Raw genomic sequence first — 16580 nt, forward strand, 5'->3', positions numbered from 1 at the left:
GAACAACACACGGCTTGCAACAAATTGCGCGGGCCATGGCCCCTCGTTCGCGGCAAACTTGCTTCGCCGGTGGGATCCATGAACCAAAAGGTATTGTGCTGGTACTTAAATGGTATTCCAACCGAGGTTTCTCAAAGACACCAATTCCTACGCCTTGCAAAGCAGGGTTTCCGCGCGTGGCCCCGATGCGGGGCAGGCTGGCGTCAATACCAGTTGGGGAACGTGGAGGAGGGGCAGGCATCTGGCCCAGGAGACCCCGGGTGAACCTCGCGGTCAGGCCTTGGCAGCGGGCTTGAAGATGTGGATCGTCTCGCCGCGCGCCAGCATCTGCACCAGCTGGGCGATGCGCTTGGCGCGCGTCTCGGCCTTCACGGCCGTCTGTATGCGCCACAGCACCGCGTATCGATTGGTCGCATTGATCGTTGCGAAGAAGGCCTTGGCGCTCGGCTCGGCTTCGAGCGCCGCCGCCAGGTCCTCGGGCACCGTGGACGTGCGCGCTCCGTGGTAGGCCTGCGCCCAGCGTCCGTCGGCCTTGGCGGCCTCGATCTGCGCGTGGCCCGGCGCCTGCATGCGGCCCGTCTCGATGAGCGCCGCGACCTTGTCGACGTTGATTTTCGACCAGATGCTGCGCGGGCGCCGCGGCGTGAAGCGCTGGAGAAAGTGCTGGTCGTCGAGGCCCTTCTTCTGGCCGTCGATCCAGCCCCAACAGAGCGCGATCTCCACCGCCTCTGGGTAGGTGACGCTGGGCTCATTGGCACCCTTCTTGGCGATCTTGAGCCAGAGGCCATCGGATGCGGCGTGATTCTTCTTCAGCCAAGTCTCGAAAGCCTTGGCGCTCTTGAACAAGGTCGGGGTCAAGTCGAATGGGATGGTGGATTTGGCGGCGGGCATCGAATGCAGTGTGCCGCAAGAGCGCCGGCGTGGCTCGTCGAACTCGTTCGCGCGACGCGGCCTTGAGCGCGTGTCGATCGACTGCCGCGTGGAGCCGGCCACAAGCGGTCTTGCACCGTCGGCGCGCCTGCTAACTCCTCGAACCGAGGCTCGCGACCAACAAGTCCCGCACGACCTCCTTGTTTCGAGGCGTGGCCAATCCAATGCCGACGGCCAGCTCGTTGCCCTCGACCAGAGCCCGATAGGAAACACCTGCTCGCCGCAGTCTTGCAAACGATTTTGGCAGCAAGGCAATGCCACGCCCGCCCGCCACATCGGCAAGGAGGACGTGATGGTCAGTCGGCTCCTTGACCTTCCGCGGCGCAAAGCCGTGCTGGGCGAAAACACGCTGGCAGTGGTCGTAGAACGCAGGCTGACGCGCACGCTCGAACCAGAAGATGACCTCTGCGGCGAGGTCGGCGAGTCGAACTGTTCGGCGCCGGGCCAGGCCGTGGGACGATGGCATCGCCACCATCATCGGCACCCGGTCAAGCTCCATCACGTCGAGGCCGGAGGCCTCGGTGGGCAGCGCGATGAAAGCTGCCGCCAATCGGCCGGCGCGCAGTTGGCGCACGAGCCTCGGGGACGTGTCGACGACCACCGACACGGCCGTGTCGGGATGCCTCGCCTGGATCCGTTCCGCGAGCCCACCGAACCACGCCGGTTCGACGGCGCTCGTCAGGCCGAGCCTCAAACTCTGCGGCATGCCCTCGTGCGCCAGGCTGGCCTCGGCCTCCCGGAGCAATCTCCCGACGCTTCGCGCATAGGGCAGCAGCTTGCGGCCGGCGTCGGTGAGGCTCACACCCTGAGTACCGCGGTCGAACAGGCGTGTACCCAGCCGCTCCTCGAGTTCACGAATCGCACGGCTCAACGGTGGTTGGGACAAGTGCAGCGTCTCGGCGGCCTGCCGGAAGCTCAACGTGTCGGCCACGGCCAGGAAGAGTGCAAGAGAGCGGGAATCCAAGCGCGATGACATACCAAAAAGGTATCACGAACTTGGTCATTTCACATGCCATGGCCCGCACCTACAGTGGCTTGCATCGAAACTCAGGAGCCGCTCATGGCCATCAAGCATCTCATCGTCGCAGGCAGCCTTGCTGCCATCTGTTTCGGGCATCGGGGCGATGGACGTGTGCGTCGATATCGCCATGGAGCCGCACGATGAGCGCCGACCGCTACGAACGCGGCGCCGCCATGCTGGCTGCCGTAGACGGCCCCGCGGGCCTGGCGGTTGTGGAGGGGCTGGCGAAATCCTTTCCCGATTTCGCGCGCTACATCGTCGAGTTCCCGTTCGGTGACATCTATGCGCGCAAGGGGCTGGGCCTGCGCGAACGCGAACTCGCCACTGTCGCGGCGCTGTGTGCCCTCGGCAACGCTCAGCCTCAACTGCGGGTGCACGTACACGCCGCCCTTCATGTCGGTTGCTCGCCAAGTGAAGTCGTCGAGGTGGTGATGCAGATGGCTGTCTACGCGGGGTTCCCGGCTGCACTCAATGGCCTGACGGTGGTGCGGGAAGTCTTCGCAGAGGCGGGTATTGCGCTGCCCGTGGGTTCCGAGTAGCGGTGTCCTTGACGGAGGGGTTGGGCGTATCAGTTTCGAGTCGCCAACCGAGCAAGAACATCTGGCAGCATTCCGTAGGCGCGAGCAGACGCCAAGTGGTCGATGTAGTCCCGGGATTCGCAGATGACACCAGCGACCACACGAACGACAAAGATGCATCGAGTATTCAATGGTCGCTCGCCAACGGAGCCTGTGTAGCGAAACTCGACAATGACGACTTCCGGGTCGGCGGTCGTGTGCTCCCGAAACTCCTCAACGCCGGACGTGACGGAAACGCCAGCCTGCGACATTCTTGCGAAGTGAGCCCGCAAGGCGTCTCGACCCACGGTTGCCGAGTCAGCATGCTCTGGATGGAAGGGGTGCGTGACGTGTGCGTCAACGGCATACAGGTCTGCCAGTTGTTCAATCTGGCTTTGGTCGCCGTTTCGTAACCGCGTGACGCGGTCAACCAGCTCACGTACTGTTTCGCTGGCAGTGCGCGTCAAAACGATCTCCTTTTCCGAAAGGCCAGAGCCTGGATCACCAGTCTCGCCTTGTCAACTTGCCAAGTCACGTTGCCCCGCCGGACGACGCGACCCGCGATGGCACGGCACCGTCACCGAGGCTCGCGCGGAACACGCGAGCGTAGTTGCCACCAAGGATGCGCTGCACGTCGTCTGCGTTGAACCCATGCTGAAACAGCGCGTCGGCCAGAGCCGGCAGGTCGCGGTATGAGGCGAACGTCGACGGCCCGACCAGGCCGTTCATGTCGCTGCCGAGAGCGACATGCTCGACCCCGACGACCTCCGCCATCCGCGCGATGCCGACAGCCAGGGCTGCCAGGTCGGGGAAGACCGAAGCCGGTGGCCAGATACCAATCACGCCGCCGGTGCCCGCGATTGCGCGTGCGTGGTCCGGCGCGATCAGGCGGCTGCGTGGCCCCGGCGCCGCGGCCAGCGATGTGTGCGACAGCACGAGCGGCTTGTCTGTGACAGACGCGGCCTGGCGGACGAGGTCATGCGTGCCGTGTGCGACGTCGACCACGATGCCGAGCCGGTTGCAGCGCCGTATCACTTCGGCGCCGGTCTGCGTCAGGCCGCCGTGCACCGGGGGCTCGGTCTGGATGTCCCCGAGGTCGTTGACGCGGTAGTGCGTGAGCTGGAGGTGACGCAGCGCCCAGCGCCCGTAGGCGTCGTCGACGCGGTCGACGTGGCCCTCGAGGAAATCGCCGCCTTCGGCCGTGACGATGATGGAGGGGGCTGCGCTGCGAGCTTCGTCCAGGTCGCGCGCGCTGCGCACGATGCGCAAGCCCTGCGCGCGCGCGAGTTCGTGCACGCGCCGGAACGACTCTTCACCGTAGGCCTGCAGCTCGCCGGGCTGCGGGTCACGGAAAGGCCGGATGCGTTTCTCGGCGGTGACGCGGTGCGTTGGCGAGTCGGAGACGATGGCCAGGCACAGCACGGCCATGCCGCCGTCGCGCATCGGGCTCGCGACCGGCGCGAAACGGCCACCGTGCTCGACGCGGTCGAGGCCGATGATGTGGCCGGCGTGCGTGTGAATGTCGACGCTGACCATGGATTCGAGCAGGCGGCGGCTCTCGTTCGGCGCAGGGTGCGGCGCGGATGCCGCAGCAGGCGTCGCGAGCAGGTGGGTCGGCGTGCTGGTGCAGGCTTGCTGCGTGGCTGCCGCGGCCCACGCCAACGTGCGCAGCGCATTGCGCCGGGTGAAGCGGACATCCGGCGCGCGCTGCCGACAGAGCACGCGGGCGTCGTGGAGCTGGAACTTCCAGCCAGACGGATCGTCATCCGGCAGCGCGCGCAGGCGGCCGGCGAGGCGGACGCTCTCGCCGGTGATCGCGATCGGTGCTGCCGCGAACACCTCGATGCGCGACCTCGCGTCGCTCGGCAGGCAACCAACGCAGCATGCGGCCTCCGGAAGCAGGGCGAAATAGGACGCCGCCGTCGCGGGTTCGAATGGCGCAATCCAGCCGTCGATCTGGGTTTCTTCGTCAAGGCGCGCGCCGGAGGGCAATCGCTTGAGCGTCGGGAAGTCTGTGCCTTCGAATGTCATGGGGTTTTCGTCGTCAAGGGCGGGGCGACCGGCGCGCTTCGTGGTCGGAAACACGCATGAACACCAGACGTTAGCTGTCGCGGCCGCTCTGCGTATTGCCATACTGTGAAGCCAGGTATCGATACCTCTCGCCCGCGGCTGACGGGCGTGCAGACGATCGCAACAGTGGCCGATTGCTCAGCGGATCCTCAGGCGGCATTCTTCTTGGCCCGCACCGAGGCCCACGCCTCGCACACCAGTGCAATGAGACGGTGGACGTCTTCGCTGGTGTGGAATTCGAACTCAAGCCAGGCCGACGCTGACTTCCTGAAATGAGCCCGTGGATCGTCCTTGAGAGATGCTTGGATCTTGCGAGGGAGCTTGAGATCGAGCAGGTCATCGGCATGCAAGTGAGCGAACTCCTTGCCGAGGACAGACCAAGCCGGTCGATCTCTCGAGCCGAAGCGAGAGGTGGTTTGCTTGACGCCCGGGAGCGCGAGGATTTGGGCTGCTAGCTCTTGAACTGGTGCCATGTGACCCTCCAGGATCCGAGCGATGTCTTGATTTGACCACCGCGTTGTGCGGGCATGCGTTGCGAGTTGAGGCGAGATTCAGTTCGTCTACCAGAATGACGGCAAACCTCCACAACTACTACGCTATGACATCTCGTCCAGACTGCTGGTCGTCAACTAGGGCGGAGTGGATTCAGCGGCCGATGAGGCGCAGTTGGTGAATGCCATGGCGAACATGCGGCACGGAGTCGCGTCTCGTCTCAGCTTCTACGCGTCAGTTTCATTTCCAGTTTTCGTCTTCGGTGTGTACGGCATCGTCAGCCAGGACTTTTTGGCGACGGCCGTATCGCTCGTTGGGCTTTCGATTTTTGTCGGCTGGAACTTGTCGCAGGAATCGAAATATGTTGGCCTATGCAAATCAGTCTTCGAGAAGGTGGCCCGGCATCAACGAGACAGTGCTCCGCCGGTCCAGCAAGCCGCTGCCCCCGATGTGGGCGGCCCTCCTGAGCAATTGTGTTGTGCGTCTGCTTGGAGGCAATCAATCCGATGTCGGCAGTGCCCGCAACGGGTCGCCCATGGGTCGGCCAGGCGCTGCCGCCGACCGGCAACAATCGGCCAGTTGCTGCCGTTCGGCCAGGGACTTCGAATGTCCGCTCACCGCCGCAATGCTGACGCAGAGAGGCGCCGTCGGCAACGCTGGATGAGGTGAGGTTCGTCTCCACCTCGACCTGGCGCAGGTGGACGTCCGCTCCGCGCGCCCGCGAACGCACACGATCGACCCTTAGCCGCCTGTCGGTTCGCTACGAAGCTGCCCTTCGACCGAGCTTCGGCACAAGGAGCTTCGTGTCCACGAAGCAGCCGTTCGTGGCCTCCGGGGCCCGGCCAGTTGCCGCCATTGGACGCATCGACCCGTTTGAGAGCAAGCGTCCAAGGTTGAAGTTCAGAGAACTGCGACCGCAGACAGCTTGCTTTCAATCGGTTTCGAATGCTGAATGACTAGCCCGACTGGAACCAACCCTACGGGCTGACAGTGCGCGGACGGCGGCAGCGCATCAGAAAAAGGCGGTAGAGAGGCTACCCACTCCGGGGCTTATTGCACTGCAACGTGCGCCCCTCTGCTCGAACAATTGGCGCGACAATTATCAGTCCCGATCAGTACTTCGGCTCTTCAGCACTGATGTCCGCTGACGCTACAGTCTTCTGAACGCCAGCGTACCTCATCCCTTCGTAAGCGACTCGAGAAGCTCTCGAAGTGTCGCCCTCCGAAAATCGGGGAAAGTGATGCCCGATCGCCGTTGCATCGGATCCTTCTGGACCTGAACGCCCCAGCGGCCTTCGTAGTTCGGCGGCCACCACAACTGTGTGGCGCGGTCGACAAGAATGCTCTTGTCGTCGCCAACCCAATGCACGATCTGCGTCGCAACCTCGTGCTTGTCGGGGTCGTCGACGTGCGCGGGATCCTGCTTCAGCGGCTGCGGTACCTCCGCCGGCGTGATGACAATGCCGTATTGCGCTCGCACCGGGCCGTGCTCCAGTTCGTTCTTGCGCCAGTCGTCGGCCGTAGGTTCGTGGTCTGCGCTCGATGACGCTGCCTCGATCAATCCCGCCGCCAATCCACCGATGGCACCGACCAGAGGCAGACCGAAGCTACCGCCGATCGCCGCACCCGCCAAAACCTTCGCGAGCGTGATCGCAACGTCTTCGACGGTGTTGCCAGCGTCGCTCAAGGCGTCTTTGACGTCATCCCCGATCTGACTCGCGCCTTCGCCAACTCCGCACGCCAACTTTCCGACCGCGATGCCGAGCAGTGTGGGGTCGCGCGGCACCTGTTCGCCCGGTGCCACGTAGCTGTTGTGGTAGCCGCGGGAGACATACACACGCGGATGATTGCCGTGATGCTCGACGTTCTTCCACTCCGCCATAGTCATGCCCTGCTTCATGTGTTCGTCGTCCGCAATGTCCTCGGCCAAGCCGCGCAGACGTACGCCATACGCGACTCGATCCGGCGCGGGGAAGGGCGCACTTGGCACCTCCCAGGGAAAGGTCGCCGGCTTGCGCACGATCACGCCCACAGCCTGCCAGTCGCCTTCGTAGTCACCATCGCTCTTCTTGTCGAAGAATGCCTCGCAGCGCCGTAGGAACTCTTCATGCGCGGGATAGAACAGGTAATACCAGATCAGCCAGCAGTCCCCGAGCGCACCGCGAATGAGGTTGCTGGCCGTCGCCGGGCCACTGTTGAGCGTCACCATGATGCGTTCAGTCTCGTCGAGTTCCATCACCTCGCCGAAGTAAGTGAACCGTGTGGCCAGCAGCGTCGAGTCCGGCCCGAATCGCTTCGACAGGAGGTCCAGGTTGCAGGCCTCGTTGCCGGAGGTGTCGGTGACCGCATCGCCATCGTTCCATCCGCCGCAGTCGAGCCACAGCTGTTCGCCTTCAACACTGCGCAGGTAGGGCCGAATGCCGGTCTGCGTGTCGAGATGGCCAAGGAAGTATTCGTTGACGCCATCGCCGTCGGGATCGGAGGCGCCTTCGACGTCTTCGCCCGGGTTCAGTGAAATCCCGTCGCGTGGAATGAGCGGGTTGCGCGGAAAGTTCGGAAAGTTGGGTCTGCCGAGTCCCCAACCAGCCTTCTCACCGGTCCCGTTCCCACGCCACAGCGAGCTGTGCTTCAAGTACACGTCGGGGCGAATCGGAACGAACTGCTCCTGCGGGTGCAGGAAGACGATTGGGGCGTACGCACGGATCAGGCTAATGCGTTGCTGTGCGGTGAGGGCCATCGCGCGGCTCCTGGGTGTTGCAAGGGTCGAGGTCATCCATCGGCTTGCCGACCGTTCGCGAAAGACTCCGGATGTATCGAGCGAACTCTTCGTCGCAGTCGAAACGGGGCAATTGGTCGAGGAAGCCGCTAGCGATCAGGCAGCGCTGCACCCGTTCGATGTACTGCCTGAAGGCGTCGGGCCCGGCGACGCGCGTCATCCATTCGAACCAACGCTTCTGCCAATCCCTCATCTCGTCGCCGTCGATTGAACCGCTCTGCCAGAGCTGCCGATACTCTGCGCTGAGGCGTGCATTCTTCGCGATCGCCTTCTCCCCCTTCGATCGCAGGGCACGCACCACTTCCGTCTGGGCGGCACCGATGCAGCGCATCAGACCGAGGACTCGCTCGCGGCCATGGGGATCACGGAGTTGCGCTTCGATCCACTCGAAGATCGCCTGCCAGCAGGACGCGCCGCAGGCCTGCGTCGGGCGGCCAAGGAAATGACCAAACGCTTCGTCGGGATCCCAGCGCCAGATCTTCACCTCGTCGATCGCGCCGTCGAATGCGTACGCGTCCGTCAGAGTCCAGTTGCCGATGGTGACACCGGTATTGACGACGGGCGGCACACCCGAGCGCAGCGTGTAGTTGGCGGCCACGAGCACGTCGTCGACGAACAAGCGCACAGATGCATAGCCGTCGTGCTCGAAACGCAAGTTCAGCCAGCGGTTCAGCGGCAGGGCGCGCGGCGTTCCGTCAGGGGAGTTGTCCCGGCTGGTGGCACCCTGCCACACGGGTGGGCCGCCCGGGAACTGGGGTCCGTTGTACGAGCCGCACAGGTGCCCCTGTGGATCGATGAAGAATGCGAACGAATCGTCGCCCTCGACGACGTTGCGGCGCTGCCCGAGCGCGTCCACTCGCACGGCGGCTTCGACTTTCAGCGCGAACAGTCGCTTGAAGAGACTCTTCTCTCGCAACGGAATCCGCACGCGGGAGTGTGGAGTCCTGAAGACGAGCGCGCCGCTGCCGGCGGTTGCCCCATCCTTCGCGTACAAGGCGTCGGTGACCAGACCGTCGTTCTGCGCCCCGGAAATATCGATGGCATACGGGCCGCCGCGGTACACGTGATGAAGGATGAGCTGGTACATCGACGACTCCCTGTCGCATGGCTTGCAGGACGACCCCGCCATGCCCGTTGCGCACTTTGACATCAGGCGCCTCGACTGGCGTCCTCTTGTTTATGTATGGTGCCTCGGCGACCCGTTGTGTGCCGAGAACCTCGCGCTGCGGATCTGAGGCCAGTCCGAGGCGGCCGTGTCGGATCGATCGTCCGCAGACCTTGCGAGCGACGAAAGCGACCTCATCACTCCTGTCGATGTCGCGTCAACAAGGACCCTGTCGCACCGGCTCAACGCGCAAAACACCGGGCATATGGGGCTGTGGAGCGGAAGCCTCGACAATGTCACTCGCTGCATGGACTGGCGCTGAGATTCGAGGTCAAGCGTTCGACGAGTGCCTCCCATTCGATTGAGCGATGACACACAGTTCGGTCTTGCGTCGGCAAGAGCCTCTCCGGTCGGCAAGTGATCGGCGACAGTCGGCCACAAGCTGCCTTGCGACCTAGCCTGCTTCGGGTAGGCTAGGCTCTAGAGATGAGCAAATCTGATCCCGATTCCATTTCCTATTCGTTTGTTGTGCGTGGCATTCACGAGGACGTCTTTGCCTCATTTTCCAAGCACTTCCCCCGGCACACTGGCGGTGTGGGGGTGAGAGAGCCCAGGACGGTATACCACCGTGTCGAGTGCGACGTCGGCGACATTGGTGATGCTCTCGCTTGGATTCGAGAGACGCTGTCAGGAAAGTACGCGTCACTGGAACTCGGCATCAATGTCTATACGCCGCGCAACTGGTCAAACCTAGACGTGCCTACTGCGGTTGTTGACGCAGCTCACAAGCACGGTACGCCTCTCCGTGTCATGTTTTCCTCGCCCGCGGTATGAGGAACGCGCCACCCGCGTAGCGCGTCGAACGTCCGCTTTTTGTCGACAAGGCCGATGTTGCGAAGGACTGCAACGGGTCGATAGCGCCGGTTCGCGCACGCTCACAGCGGACGTTCAACCCCACCTCGCTCCATTGGGGCGCGGCGCGTTGACGAGCGTCCTTGCTACCGCGAAGGTCGACCGATCTTTTGTCTACCTCCGGAGTGCTGTCGTGTCCGCATTGCCGGACCAAGCGGACGGCCGGGCGCTCCAAGCGACCGGCATCAACTGCTGCATAGCGGACTGCAGGCTGTGGTGGCCTGCTCAGGCTGGTTCCGGTCAGTCAGGTGCGCCCGCTGAGCGACAGCGCTGGCCAAAGGGCGACGTTCGTCGCTGCTTGCTGCGAGTGAGGGCTATGCGTCGATTGGTCGCCCAGCGATCGCCGATCGGGCGGATCCACTCACTCTGGCTGCAGTGGCTATGGCCGAACGGCTGCACTCGCGCGTCGCGAATCGGAGCTATCGACCCGAAGGCGGCGGTCGTGCCTCCTTGAAGCGGTCGTCAACAGATCGATCCGCCGGGCGACTTGGGGCGCGGTGCTTGGCACGCGCTCGAACAACCACTCGAAATGCGATGGACTGACGAGAAGGCACAACACGTCCGCAAGGTTGGAGGGCGATGCGCGGCGACGTCGCAGGGTGACAGCCGACGCGTGTGCCCGCCCCCCGCGACTGCGCATCCACTCTAAGCTGCGGCGACGGACTCTGCCACGAAGGCTGCGTAGGTGCGCAGGGGGCGTCCGAGGATCGCCTGCAGGCGATCCACCGCGCCGTCTTCGCCCCGCATGCCCAGCTTCTGGATGCCGGCCATCATCAGGCGCATGTCGTAGGCCAGCCAGGCCGGCCCGAACGCAGCCATCTGCCCTTCGAAGGCGGCCACGTCGTCGCCTCCGTACGCGACTTCGCGGCCGAGGGCGGAGCTCCAGATCCCTGCCGCGGAAGTGCCCGTCAGCGCTTGCGGGCCGACCAGGTCCAGCGTCACTCGCGGAAGCGGTGCAGGCGCCCCGTCACGGCGCAACAGCTCGGCGACGGCGAGGTCGGCGATGTCGCGCGCATCGATCATCGAGACGCCGGCCGTGCCGATCGGCATCGGGTAGACGCCGTAGTCCTGGATCACCTGCCGGACCGTGCCTTCGTTCTGCATGAAGTAGGCCGGACGCAGGATGGTCGCCGGCATGTCGAGGCTCTCGATCATGCGCTCGACCGTGTACTTGCTCGTGAAGTGGGGAACGTTCGTGTACTGGTCGGCGTGGATCACCGACAGGTAGACGACGCGCTCGATGCCGGCCTCGCGCGCCAGGTTCAGCGCGATGAGGGCTTGGGTCACCTCATCGGGCGTCACGGCGTTCAGCAGGAACAGCGTTCGCACCGACGACAGCGCTGCACGCATCGAAGGCACGTCGGTCAGGTCGCCGACCACTTCGGTGACGCCTGCGGGGACGCTGCGCTTGCCCTGCTGGCGAACGAGGGCCTTGACGCTGGCGCCGGCGTCGGCCAGGCGTTGAACGATGAGGGAACCGATGGTGCCGGTGGCACCGGTGACGAGGATGCTCATGTGAATCTCCAGGGAGTGATGAATCAGCGGGATCAGCGGGAGAAGTCCGCGACGACCTTGCCGGTGCGCGAGGCGGTGCGATTGCGTTCGATGGCCGCAGGGAGGTCGTTGAAGCCGACCACCTCGCTGACCGGCGACTGCAACTTGCCGGCGGCGACATCGGCCGCCAGCGTTTCCAGAAGCGCGGCGTCCGGCTTGTTCATGAACCACAGGCCGCGGCGGCCCGCCGGCGTGCGCGCCAGGATGTCGGGGGACGAGGTGCCGACGATGGCGCCGTTCTCCGCCAGGACCTGCCATGAGCGATCGAGGACGTCACCTCCGACGTAGTCGAGCACCAGGTCGATGTCCCGGGCGATGTCCTCGAAGCGCTGGGTCTGGTGGTCGATGACGTGGTCCGCCCCGAGACCGCGCACGTACTCGACGTGGGCGGTGGCGGCGGTCGCGAAGACCTCGGCCCCCGCCCGTTTCGCGTACTGCACGGCGTGGCCGCCGAGCCCTCCTGCCGCGCCGTGGATCAGGATCCGCTTGCCGGGGTGGATCGGACCCGCGTGATGCAGGCTCTGCCAGGCCGCCACGGCTGCCACGGGAATGGCGGCCGCCTGGACGTCGTCGAGGCCTTCAGGCGTGCGCGCCAGGTTGCCTTCGTCGACCGCCACGACATCGGCGTACGCGCCGAGCCTGCCCAGCGCTCCCATGACGCGATCGCCGACACGGAAGCGGGAGGCGCCGGGGCCGACGGCCTCGACAACGCCCGCCAGTTCGATGCCCAGCACGGCCGGCAGTTGAAGCGGGAAGGCGTCCCGGACGTAACCCTCGCGAACCTTCCAGTCGATGCCATTCACGCCGGCGGCCCGTACCCGGACCAGGACCTCGCCGCGTCCGGCTTGCGGCCTGGCGATCTCGGCCACCTCGGCGGCGCTGGCGCCTCCATAGGCCCGGATCAGAACAGCGCGTTGTTGAGTGGTGCTCATTTGAAGTTCCTCGTATCAAGTTGCGATGACGAGAAGATAGGCTGTTGCACTGATAAAACGAAGACGCCAAAATGTAGATACACCGTTTCAAATATGGAACATCATGGATCTGAACGCAGTGGCCGACTTCGCGCTCGTCGCGACGAACGGGGGGTTGGGCAAGGCGAGTCGCGCCAGCGGCAAATCGAAGGCGACCTTGTCCCGGCGCATCTCGGAGCTGGAGGAGCAACTCGGCGTGCGGCTCATCGAGCGCAGCGCCCGTGGGCTGAAGCTCACCGAAGCCGGCGAGCTGTTGATGGCTCGAACCGAAGGGCCGATCCACGAGGTGGCCGAAGCCATGACCGCGGCCCGGGAGGGGGTGGCCGTGCCGCGCGGACGCCTGCGTGTCGCCTCGCCCGTGCTGTTCTCGCAACTGGCGATGGGGCGGATCAGCGCGGAGTTCTGCGCGGCCTACCCGGAGGTCACATGCGAGGTGGTGGCCGAGGACCGCCTGGTCGACCTGGTCGAGGAGCAGTTCGATGTCGCCATTCGCATCAACCCGAGCCCGGACAGCAGCCTGGTGGGGCGCTGCTTCGCGAAGGACCGGCTGGTCGTCGTGGCCGCGCCCTCGGTGCCGATGCCCGGCCCGGGTGCGGTCCGAGCCGTTCCCGGCATCGTGTCCTCAAGCTACCAACCGACCCATTGGAAGCTCGACGACGGACGGCTGGTCCTGGACCCCATCCCGAAGCTGAGGCTGTCCTCGTTCCTGATGGTCCGCGACGCGGCCGTCGCCGGCGCCGGCGCAGCCCTCATCCCGCAGTCCATCGCATGGAACCAGCTGACTCGCGGGGAGCTGGTTCAGTGGGGGGCGGTCTCGGGCGTGGAGGTCGCGCTGTGGGTCCTGCACACATCGAGGCGCCTGCCTGCGCCGAAGGTCCGGGCGTTCGTGGAGTTCATGTGCAACCGATACCCAGAGGAATCGCTGGTGCTGATGGGATAGAAGCTCGCGCGGAACTTGGCTGCACTTGTTCGGCGGCAGATTCAGAAAGGAAAGCCGATGTCCTGGCATGAACGCCCAAGCGGTTGAGTTGGTCACTGCCGGTATCGAGCGTGCGCTGGGACTCCCGAGGTCTGCCTAGTTTCCCGCGAGTGCACGCTGGTGTTCAACATGGCTCTATTCTTGACTCGACGAGGGCTTGGAGCTGGAGGACAACGGCACTCTCCACGAGCCACCCACATATCGAGTTCTCCTCGGAAGTTGAACCTCGTCGAAGTGACGAGTGCTCGAGTGAGAGACCGTAATCGGCCAGACCCGGCCTCTCGTGATAGGCGGCTTTCGAGCAGCTTGCCTCCATCAATACGGCGGCCTCGCGCTGAATGAGCGGGCCGCTTGCAAACTGGGGCATGCGCGAGCCACCTCGGCCCCGTGCCCGCAGACAAATTCCAGAAATGAATGCCAAGTACGATTTTCCGTACCACCCCATCGCATTGGCTGCCATGCTTCATCGTCCGCGGTCTCCGGCCATCGCTCATTGGTTCTGTCTGCTGGTCCTGGCCACGGCGTTCGCGGGCTGTGCGTCGACACCGCCCGCCACCGATGACACGATGCCTGCATCGACTCGGTGGCGCGACGAGCGCGCGCAAACTGTGGCCTGCCGCGCAACGCTCGATGCGCTGCGCGACGATCTGGGCCGCTCGCCGACGACCTCGGTGATGGCTGTGCGTGGCCGCGACGTCGTTTTCCGTTTCGGGCCGGTAGACCACGCGACGGCAATCAACTCGGGTCGCAAGAGCCTGCTCGCGATGCTCTACGGCACGCCTGTCGAACAAGGCACGATTCGTCTCGATGACACGCTCACGACCCTCGGCGTCGACGACCTTGGCGGCTTGCTGCCGATCGAGCGCGAGGCGCGCGTTCGCGACCTGCTCGCCGCGCGCTCCGGCGTCTACCATGCCGCCGCAAACCCCGGCGATGACAGCGCTGCGGCGCCACCTCGTGGCTCGCAACGACCGGGCAGCTACTTCTTGTACAACAACTGGGACTTCAACGCCGCGGGAGACATCTACGAGCAACTCACCCACCGCGACATCTATCGGGCCTTCGCCGAGGACATTGCCGCCCCGCTCGGGCTGGAGGATTTCCGCGTCGAGCGGGAGCACCGCAGCGGTGACGCCACCCGGTCAATCCACCTCGCGTACCACTTCCACCTGTCGGCGCGGGACATGGCGCGCATCGGCGAACTGATGCTGGCCCACGGTGCCTGGAATGGCCGGCAACTCGTCCCGGCCGACTGGACGAAGACAATCACCACGCCAGTGACACGCGCCGCCGAGATGCACCCTCCCCACGTCGCTCGCAAAGGCATCGACTACGGCTACTTGTGGTGGATTCCAGAGGAGCCGCAGGACTCGCCACTGGCCGGCTCGTACTTTGCCTGGGGTTACTTCGGCCAGTTCATCCTTGTCATTCCGAAGCGCGACATGGTGGTCGTCCACAAGTACGAGACGCGTGCGGCGCCGGGAGACAGGATCCCCCGGCTCGACGCACCTCAGTTCCTTGCACTGGCGCGACGCATTCTGGACGCGCCCTGCCCCTGATGATCCGACCGGGCGAAGGGCGCTTGTTGGTTGGCTGCTCGCCCAGCAAGGTTGATGGCTTCATGACATGGACACGAAAGACAATTCCGCCAACCCTCGCGATGCTCAACCCTTCGCTCGAGCGAAACTCCGCCGGCATGGCCCCGCGAGCCGTTGTGGTTCATCATCCGTCTCGCGGGCCACACCGGTGGCAGCCGCTCAGCTCAGACGTCAGGCCTCGCAAGAACCATCTGACGCCTACTTGGCGCAACTGCTCTCGAGCGGTGCATTCGTTGCCATCGCCGCATTCGACAGGTCGAATTTGATCGGTGGCATCGCCGCCTACGTTCCTCCAAAAGGTGGCTGCCGCGCGAGGGATCTACGTCATCTTTGTCCATGCAGGCTATGGTGATGAGCCTGCTATCGCGCTCTACACAAAGCTTGGAGTCCGAGAAGATGTGCTTCACTTTGACATTCAGCCGCCCGGCGGCGACGCCTAACCTTTCCATCGGGAGGGCGCTCTCCGGCCGACGGCCGCAAAGCACCTCTCATGTCAAACGGTAGGCGGCCGGTGGAAACAGTCAATTCACAGGAGGTCGAAGTGCCTGCATCAGTGCTCTACATGTCGATGTCACTCGACGGGTATATCGCAGGTCCGAACGACGAAGTGGGCAACCCCGGCGGCGACGAGTTCATGCGGTTGCACGAGTGGTACGGGGACTTCTCCCGGCCGTCGGGGCCGACCGGGGAGCTGTGGGACGAATGGAACGCTCCCGGCGCAATACTGGCGGGTCGACGTACCGTGGAGCAGGTCGATCACTGGGGCGGTGACAATCACGGAGTGCGGATCTTCGTGCCCAGCCACCGGCCGCCCGGTCCGACCGTCGCGAACTATCCGTTGGTGACGTACGTGACCGATGGGATCGAGAGCGCGATGGCGCAGGCGAAGTCCGCCGCCGGGAAACGCGACGTGCTGATGCTGGGCGCATACACGGCGCAACGGGCGCTCGAGGCCGGTGTGCTGGACGAATTGCAAGTTCACCAGATCCCGGTACTGTTCGGTGGTGGCCGTCGGCTGTTCGAGGTGTTGCCGTCGCGCATCGAGCTGGAGATCGTTCGGGTGATCGACACGCCGGAGGCCACACACATCCGCTACCGCGTCCGTCGCTGAGCCGGAGCGTTAGCCGCTGCAATTGCATTCAATGCCGATTGAGAAGATCTACGCCATGAAAACGCTGTTCGGTTTACTGCTGTTGACTACGATTTGGTTTCCTTGCCATGCAATGGATGTCTACAGATGGACTGACGCAAAAGGGCAAGTCCACTACGGCGACGCCGTCCCGGAGGGAATGGCAAGTTCGGCTAAAAGTGTCTCGGTGAAAGGTGGCCCCGTCTCGGAGGCCGACAGGAAGGCTGCGACAGTGCGCCTTGCCAAGTACAGAGAAGATCTGGCGCGGGCCAGCCCCGAAGCTGCAGCCGCGCCAGCCGCGACAACGCCAAGGCCAAGGAAAACGCCTTGCGAAGAGGCTTGGGACGCCTACAACGAAAGCTATGCATGCTTTGATCCATACCGTATGGGCCATGGAACCATCCGGCTGGAGGCTTTCCAAAGCTGCAAGGAGGTCAACCGGCCGCCCGACGCGTGCAGATAGCAGCGCCCAACCATTCCCCTGTT

Annotated in this window: 16 protein-coding genes; 7 read left to right on the top strand and 9 right to left on the bottom strand. The window is 64.4% G+C overall.

Translation table 11 applies throughout. The features are described 5' to 3' along the window. Nucleotides 1-273: 273 nt before the first annotated feature. Both AC1DYN_RS01620 and AC1DYN_RS01625 read right to left on the bottom strand, forming a co-directional pair. Nucleotides 274-891, bottom strand: a complete 618-nt coding sequence (locus tag AC1DYN_RS01620; protein ID WP_477957414.1) for a YdeI/OmpD-associated family protein — start codon at nt 889-891, stop codon at nt 274-276. A gap of 130 nt (nt 892-1021) precedes the next feature. Next, nucleotides 1022-1906 (bottom strand): LysR family transcriptional regulator, encoded by an 885-nt coding sequence (locus AC1DYN_RS01625; protein ID WP_477957342.1) that lies wholly within the window; start codon nt 1904-1906, stop codon nt 1022-1024. A gap of 185 nt (nt 1907-2091) precedes the next feature. Here AC1DYN_RS01625 and AC1DYN_RS01630 point away from each other — a divergent pair, with 185 nt between their 5' ends. Then, complete coding sequence (locus AC1DYN_RS01630; RefSeq protein ID WP_477957343.1) at nt 2092-2490, top strand: carboxymuconolactone decarboxylase family protein; 399 nt, start codon at nt 2092-2094, stop codon at nt 2488-2490. 29 nt (nt 2491-2519) lie between these two features. Here the strand turns inward: AC1DYN_RS01630 and AC1DYN_RS01635 are convergent, their stop codons facing one another. The 5 genes from AC1DYN_RS01635 to AC1DYN_RS01655 form a co-directional block, all read right to left on the bottom strand. Beyond that, nucleotides 2520-2975 carry a nuclear transport factor 2 family protein gene (locus AC1DYN_RS01635; RefSeq protein WP_477957344.1) on the bottom strand — a complete coding sequence of 152 codons (456 nt, stop codon included), beginning with the start codon at nt 2973-2975 and terminating at the stop codon, nt 2520-2522. Between the two features lie 64 nt (nt 2976-3039). After that, nucleotides 3040-4539 (bottom strand): dipeptidase, encoded by a 1500-nt coding sequence (locus AC1DYN_RS01640; protein ID WP_477957345.1) that lies wholly within the window; start codon nt 4537-4539, stop codon nt 3040-3042. Between the two features lie 188 nt (nt 4540-4727). Next, nucleotides 4728-5051, bottom strand: coding sequence for a luciferase domain-containing protein (locus AC1DYN_RS01645; RefSeq protein ID WP_477957346.1), 324 nt, complete (start codon nt 5049-5051; stop codon nt 4728-4730). 1196 nt (nt 5052-6247) lie between these two features. After that, the gene (locus AC1DYN_RS01650; protein ID WP_477957347.1) at nt 6248-7807 is read right to left on the bottom strand and encodes a hypothetical protein; all 1560 of its coding nucleotides are present in this window, start codon (nt 7805-7807) and stop codon (nt 6248-6250) included. Next, nucleotides 7779-8933 (bottom strand): LamG-like jellyroll fold domain-containing protein, encoded by a 1155-nt coding sequence (locus AC1DYN_RS01655; RefSeq protein WP_477957348.1) that lies wholly within the window; start codon nt 8931-8933, stop codon nt 7779-7781. Before AC1DYN_RS01655 ends, AC1DYN_RS01650 begins: the two co-directional genes overlap by 29 nt. On the opposite strand from AC1DYN_RS01655, the gene AC1DYN_RS01660 reads away from it, so the two are divergent. Next, nucleotides 8920-9081 carry a hypothetical protein gene (locus AC1DYN_RS01660; RefSeq protein ID WP_477957349.1) on the top strand — a complete coding sequence of 54 codons (162 nt, stop codon included), beginning with the start codon at nt 8920-8922 and terminating at the stop codon, nt 9079-9081. The genes AC1DYN_RS01655 and AC1DYN_RS01660 overlap by 14 nt on opposite strands. 356 nt (nt 9082-9437) lie before the next feature. Then, entirely contained in the window at nt 9438-9785 is a 348-nt protein-coding gene (locus AC1DYN_RS01665; protein WP_477957350.1) for a hypothetical protein, read from the top strand. Between the two features lie 723 nt (nt 9786-10508). On the opposite strand, the gene AC1DYN_RS01670 is transcribed toward AC1DYN_RS01665, so the two are convergent. Then, nucleotides 10509-11378, bottom strand: a complete 870-nt coding sequence (locus tag AC1DYN_RS01670; protein WP_477957351.1) for an NmrA/HSCARG family protein — start codon at nt 11376-11378, stop codon at nt 10509-10511. Nucleotides 11379-11410: 32 nt separating this feature from the next. Next, nucleotides 11411-12349, bottom strand: coding sequence for an NADP-dependent oxidoreductase (locus tag AC1DYN_RS01675; RefSeq protein WP_477957352.1), 939 nt, complete (start codon nt 12347-12349; stop codon nt 11411-11413). Nucleotides 12350-12452: 103 nt separating this feature from the next. Here AC1DYN_RS01675 and AC1DYN_RS01680 point away from each other — a divergent pair, with 103 nt between their 5' ends. The 4 genes from AC1DYN_RS01680 (at nt 12453) to AC1DYN_RS01695 (ending at nt 16557) form a co-directional block, all read left to right on the top strand. After that, on the top strand, nt 12453-13328 hold the full coding sequence (locus AC1DYN_RS01680; protein ID WP_477957353.1) for a LysR family transcriptional regulator: 876 nt from the start codon (nt 12453-12455) through the stop codon (nt 13326-13328). Between the two features lie 449 nt (nt 13329-13777). Then, nucleotides 13778-14926, top strand: a complete 1149-nt coding sequence (locus tag AC1DYN_RS01685) for a serine hydrolase domain-containing protein (RefSeq protein WP_477957354.1) — start codon at nt 13778-13780, stop codon at nt 14924-14926. 550 nt (nt 14927-15476) lie between these two features. Then, nucleotides 15477-16076, top strand: coding sequence for a dihydrofolate reductase family protein (locus tag AC1DYN_RS01690; RefSeq protein ID WP_477957355.1), 600 nt, complete (start codon nt 15477-15479; stop codon nt 16074-16076). A gap of 55 nt (nt 16077-16131) precedes the next feature. Continuing rightward, entirely contained in the window at nt 16132-16557 is a 426-nt protein-coding gene (locus AC1DYN_RS01695; protein ID WP_477957356.1) for a DUF4124 domain-containing protein, read from the top strand. The last annotated feature ends 23 nt before the right edge of the window (nt 16558-16580 follow it).

It is taken from the genome of Rhizobacter sp. P2_D12, assembly GCF_056404395.1.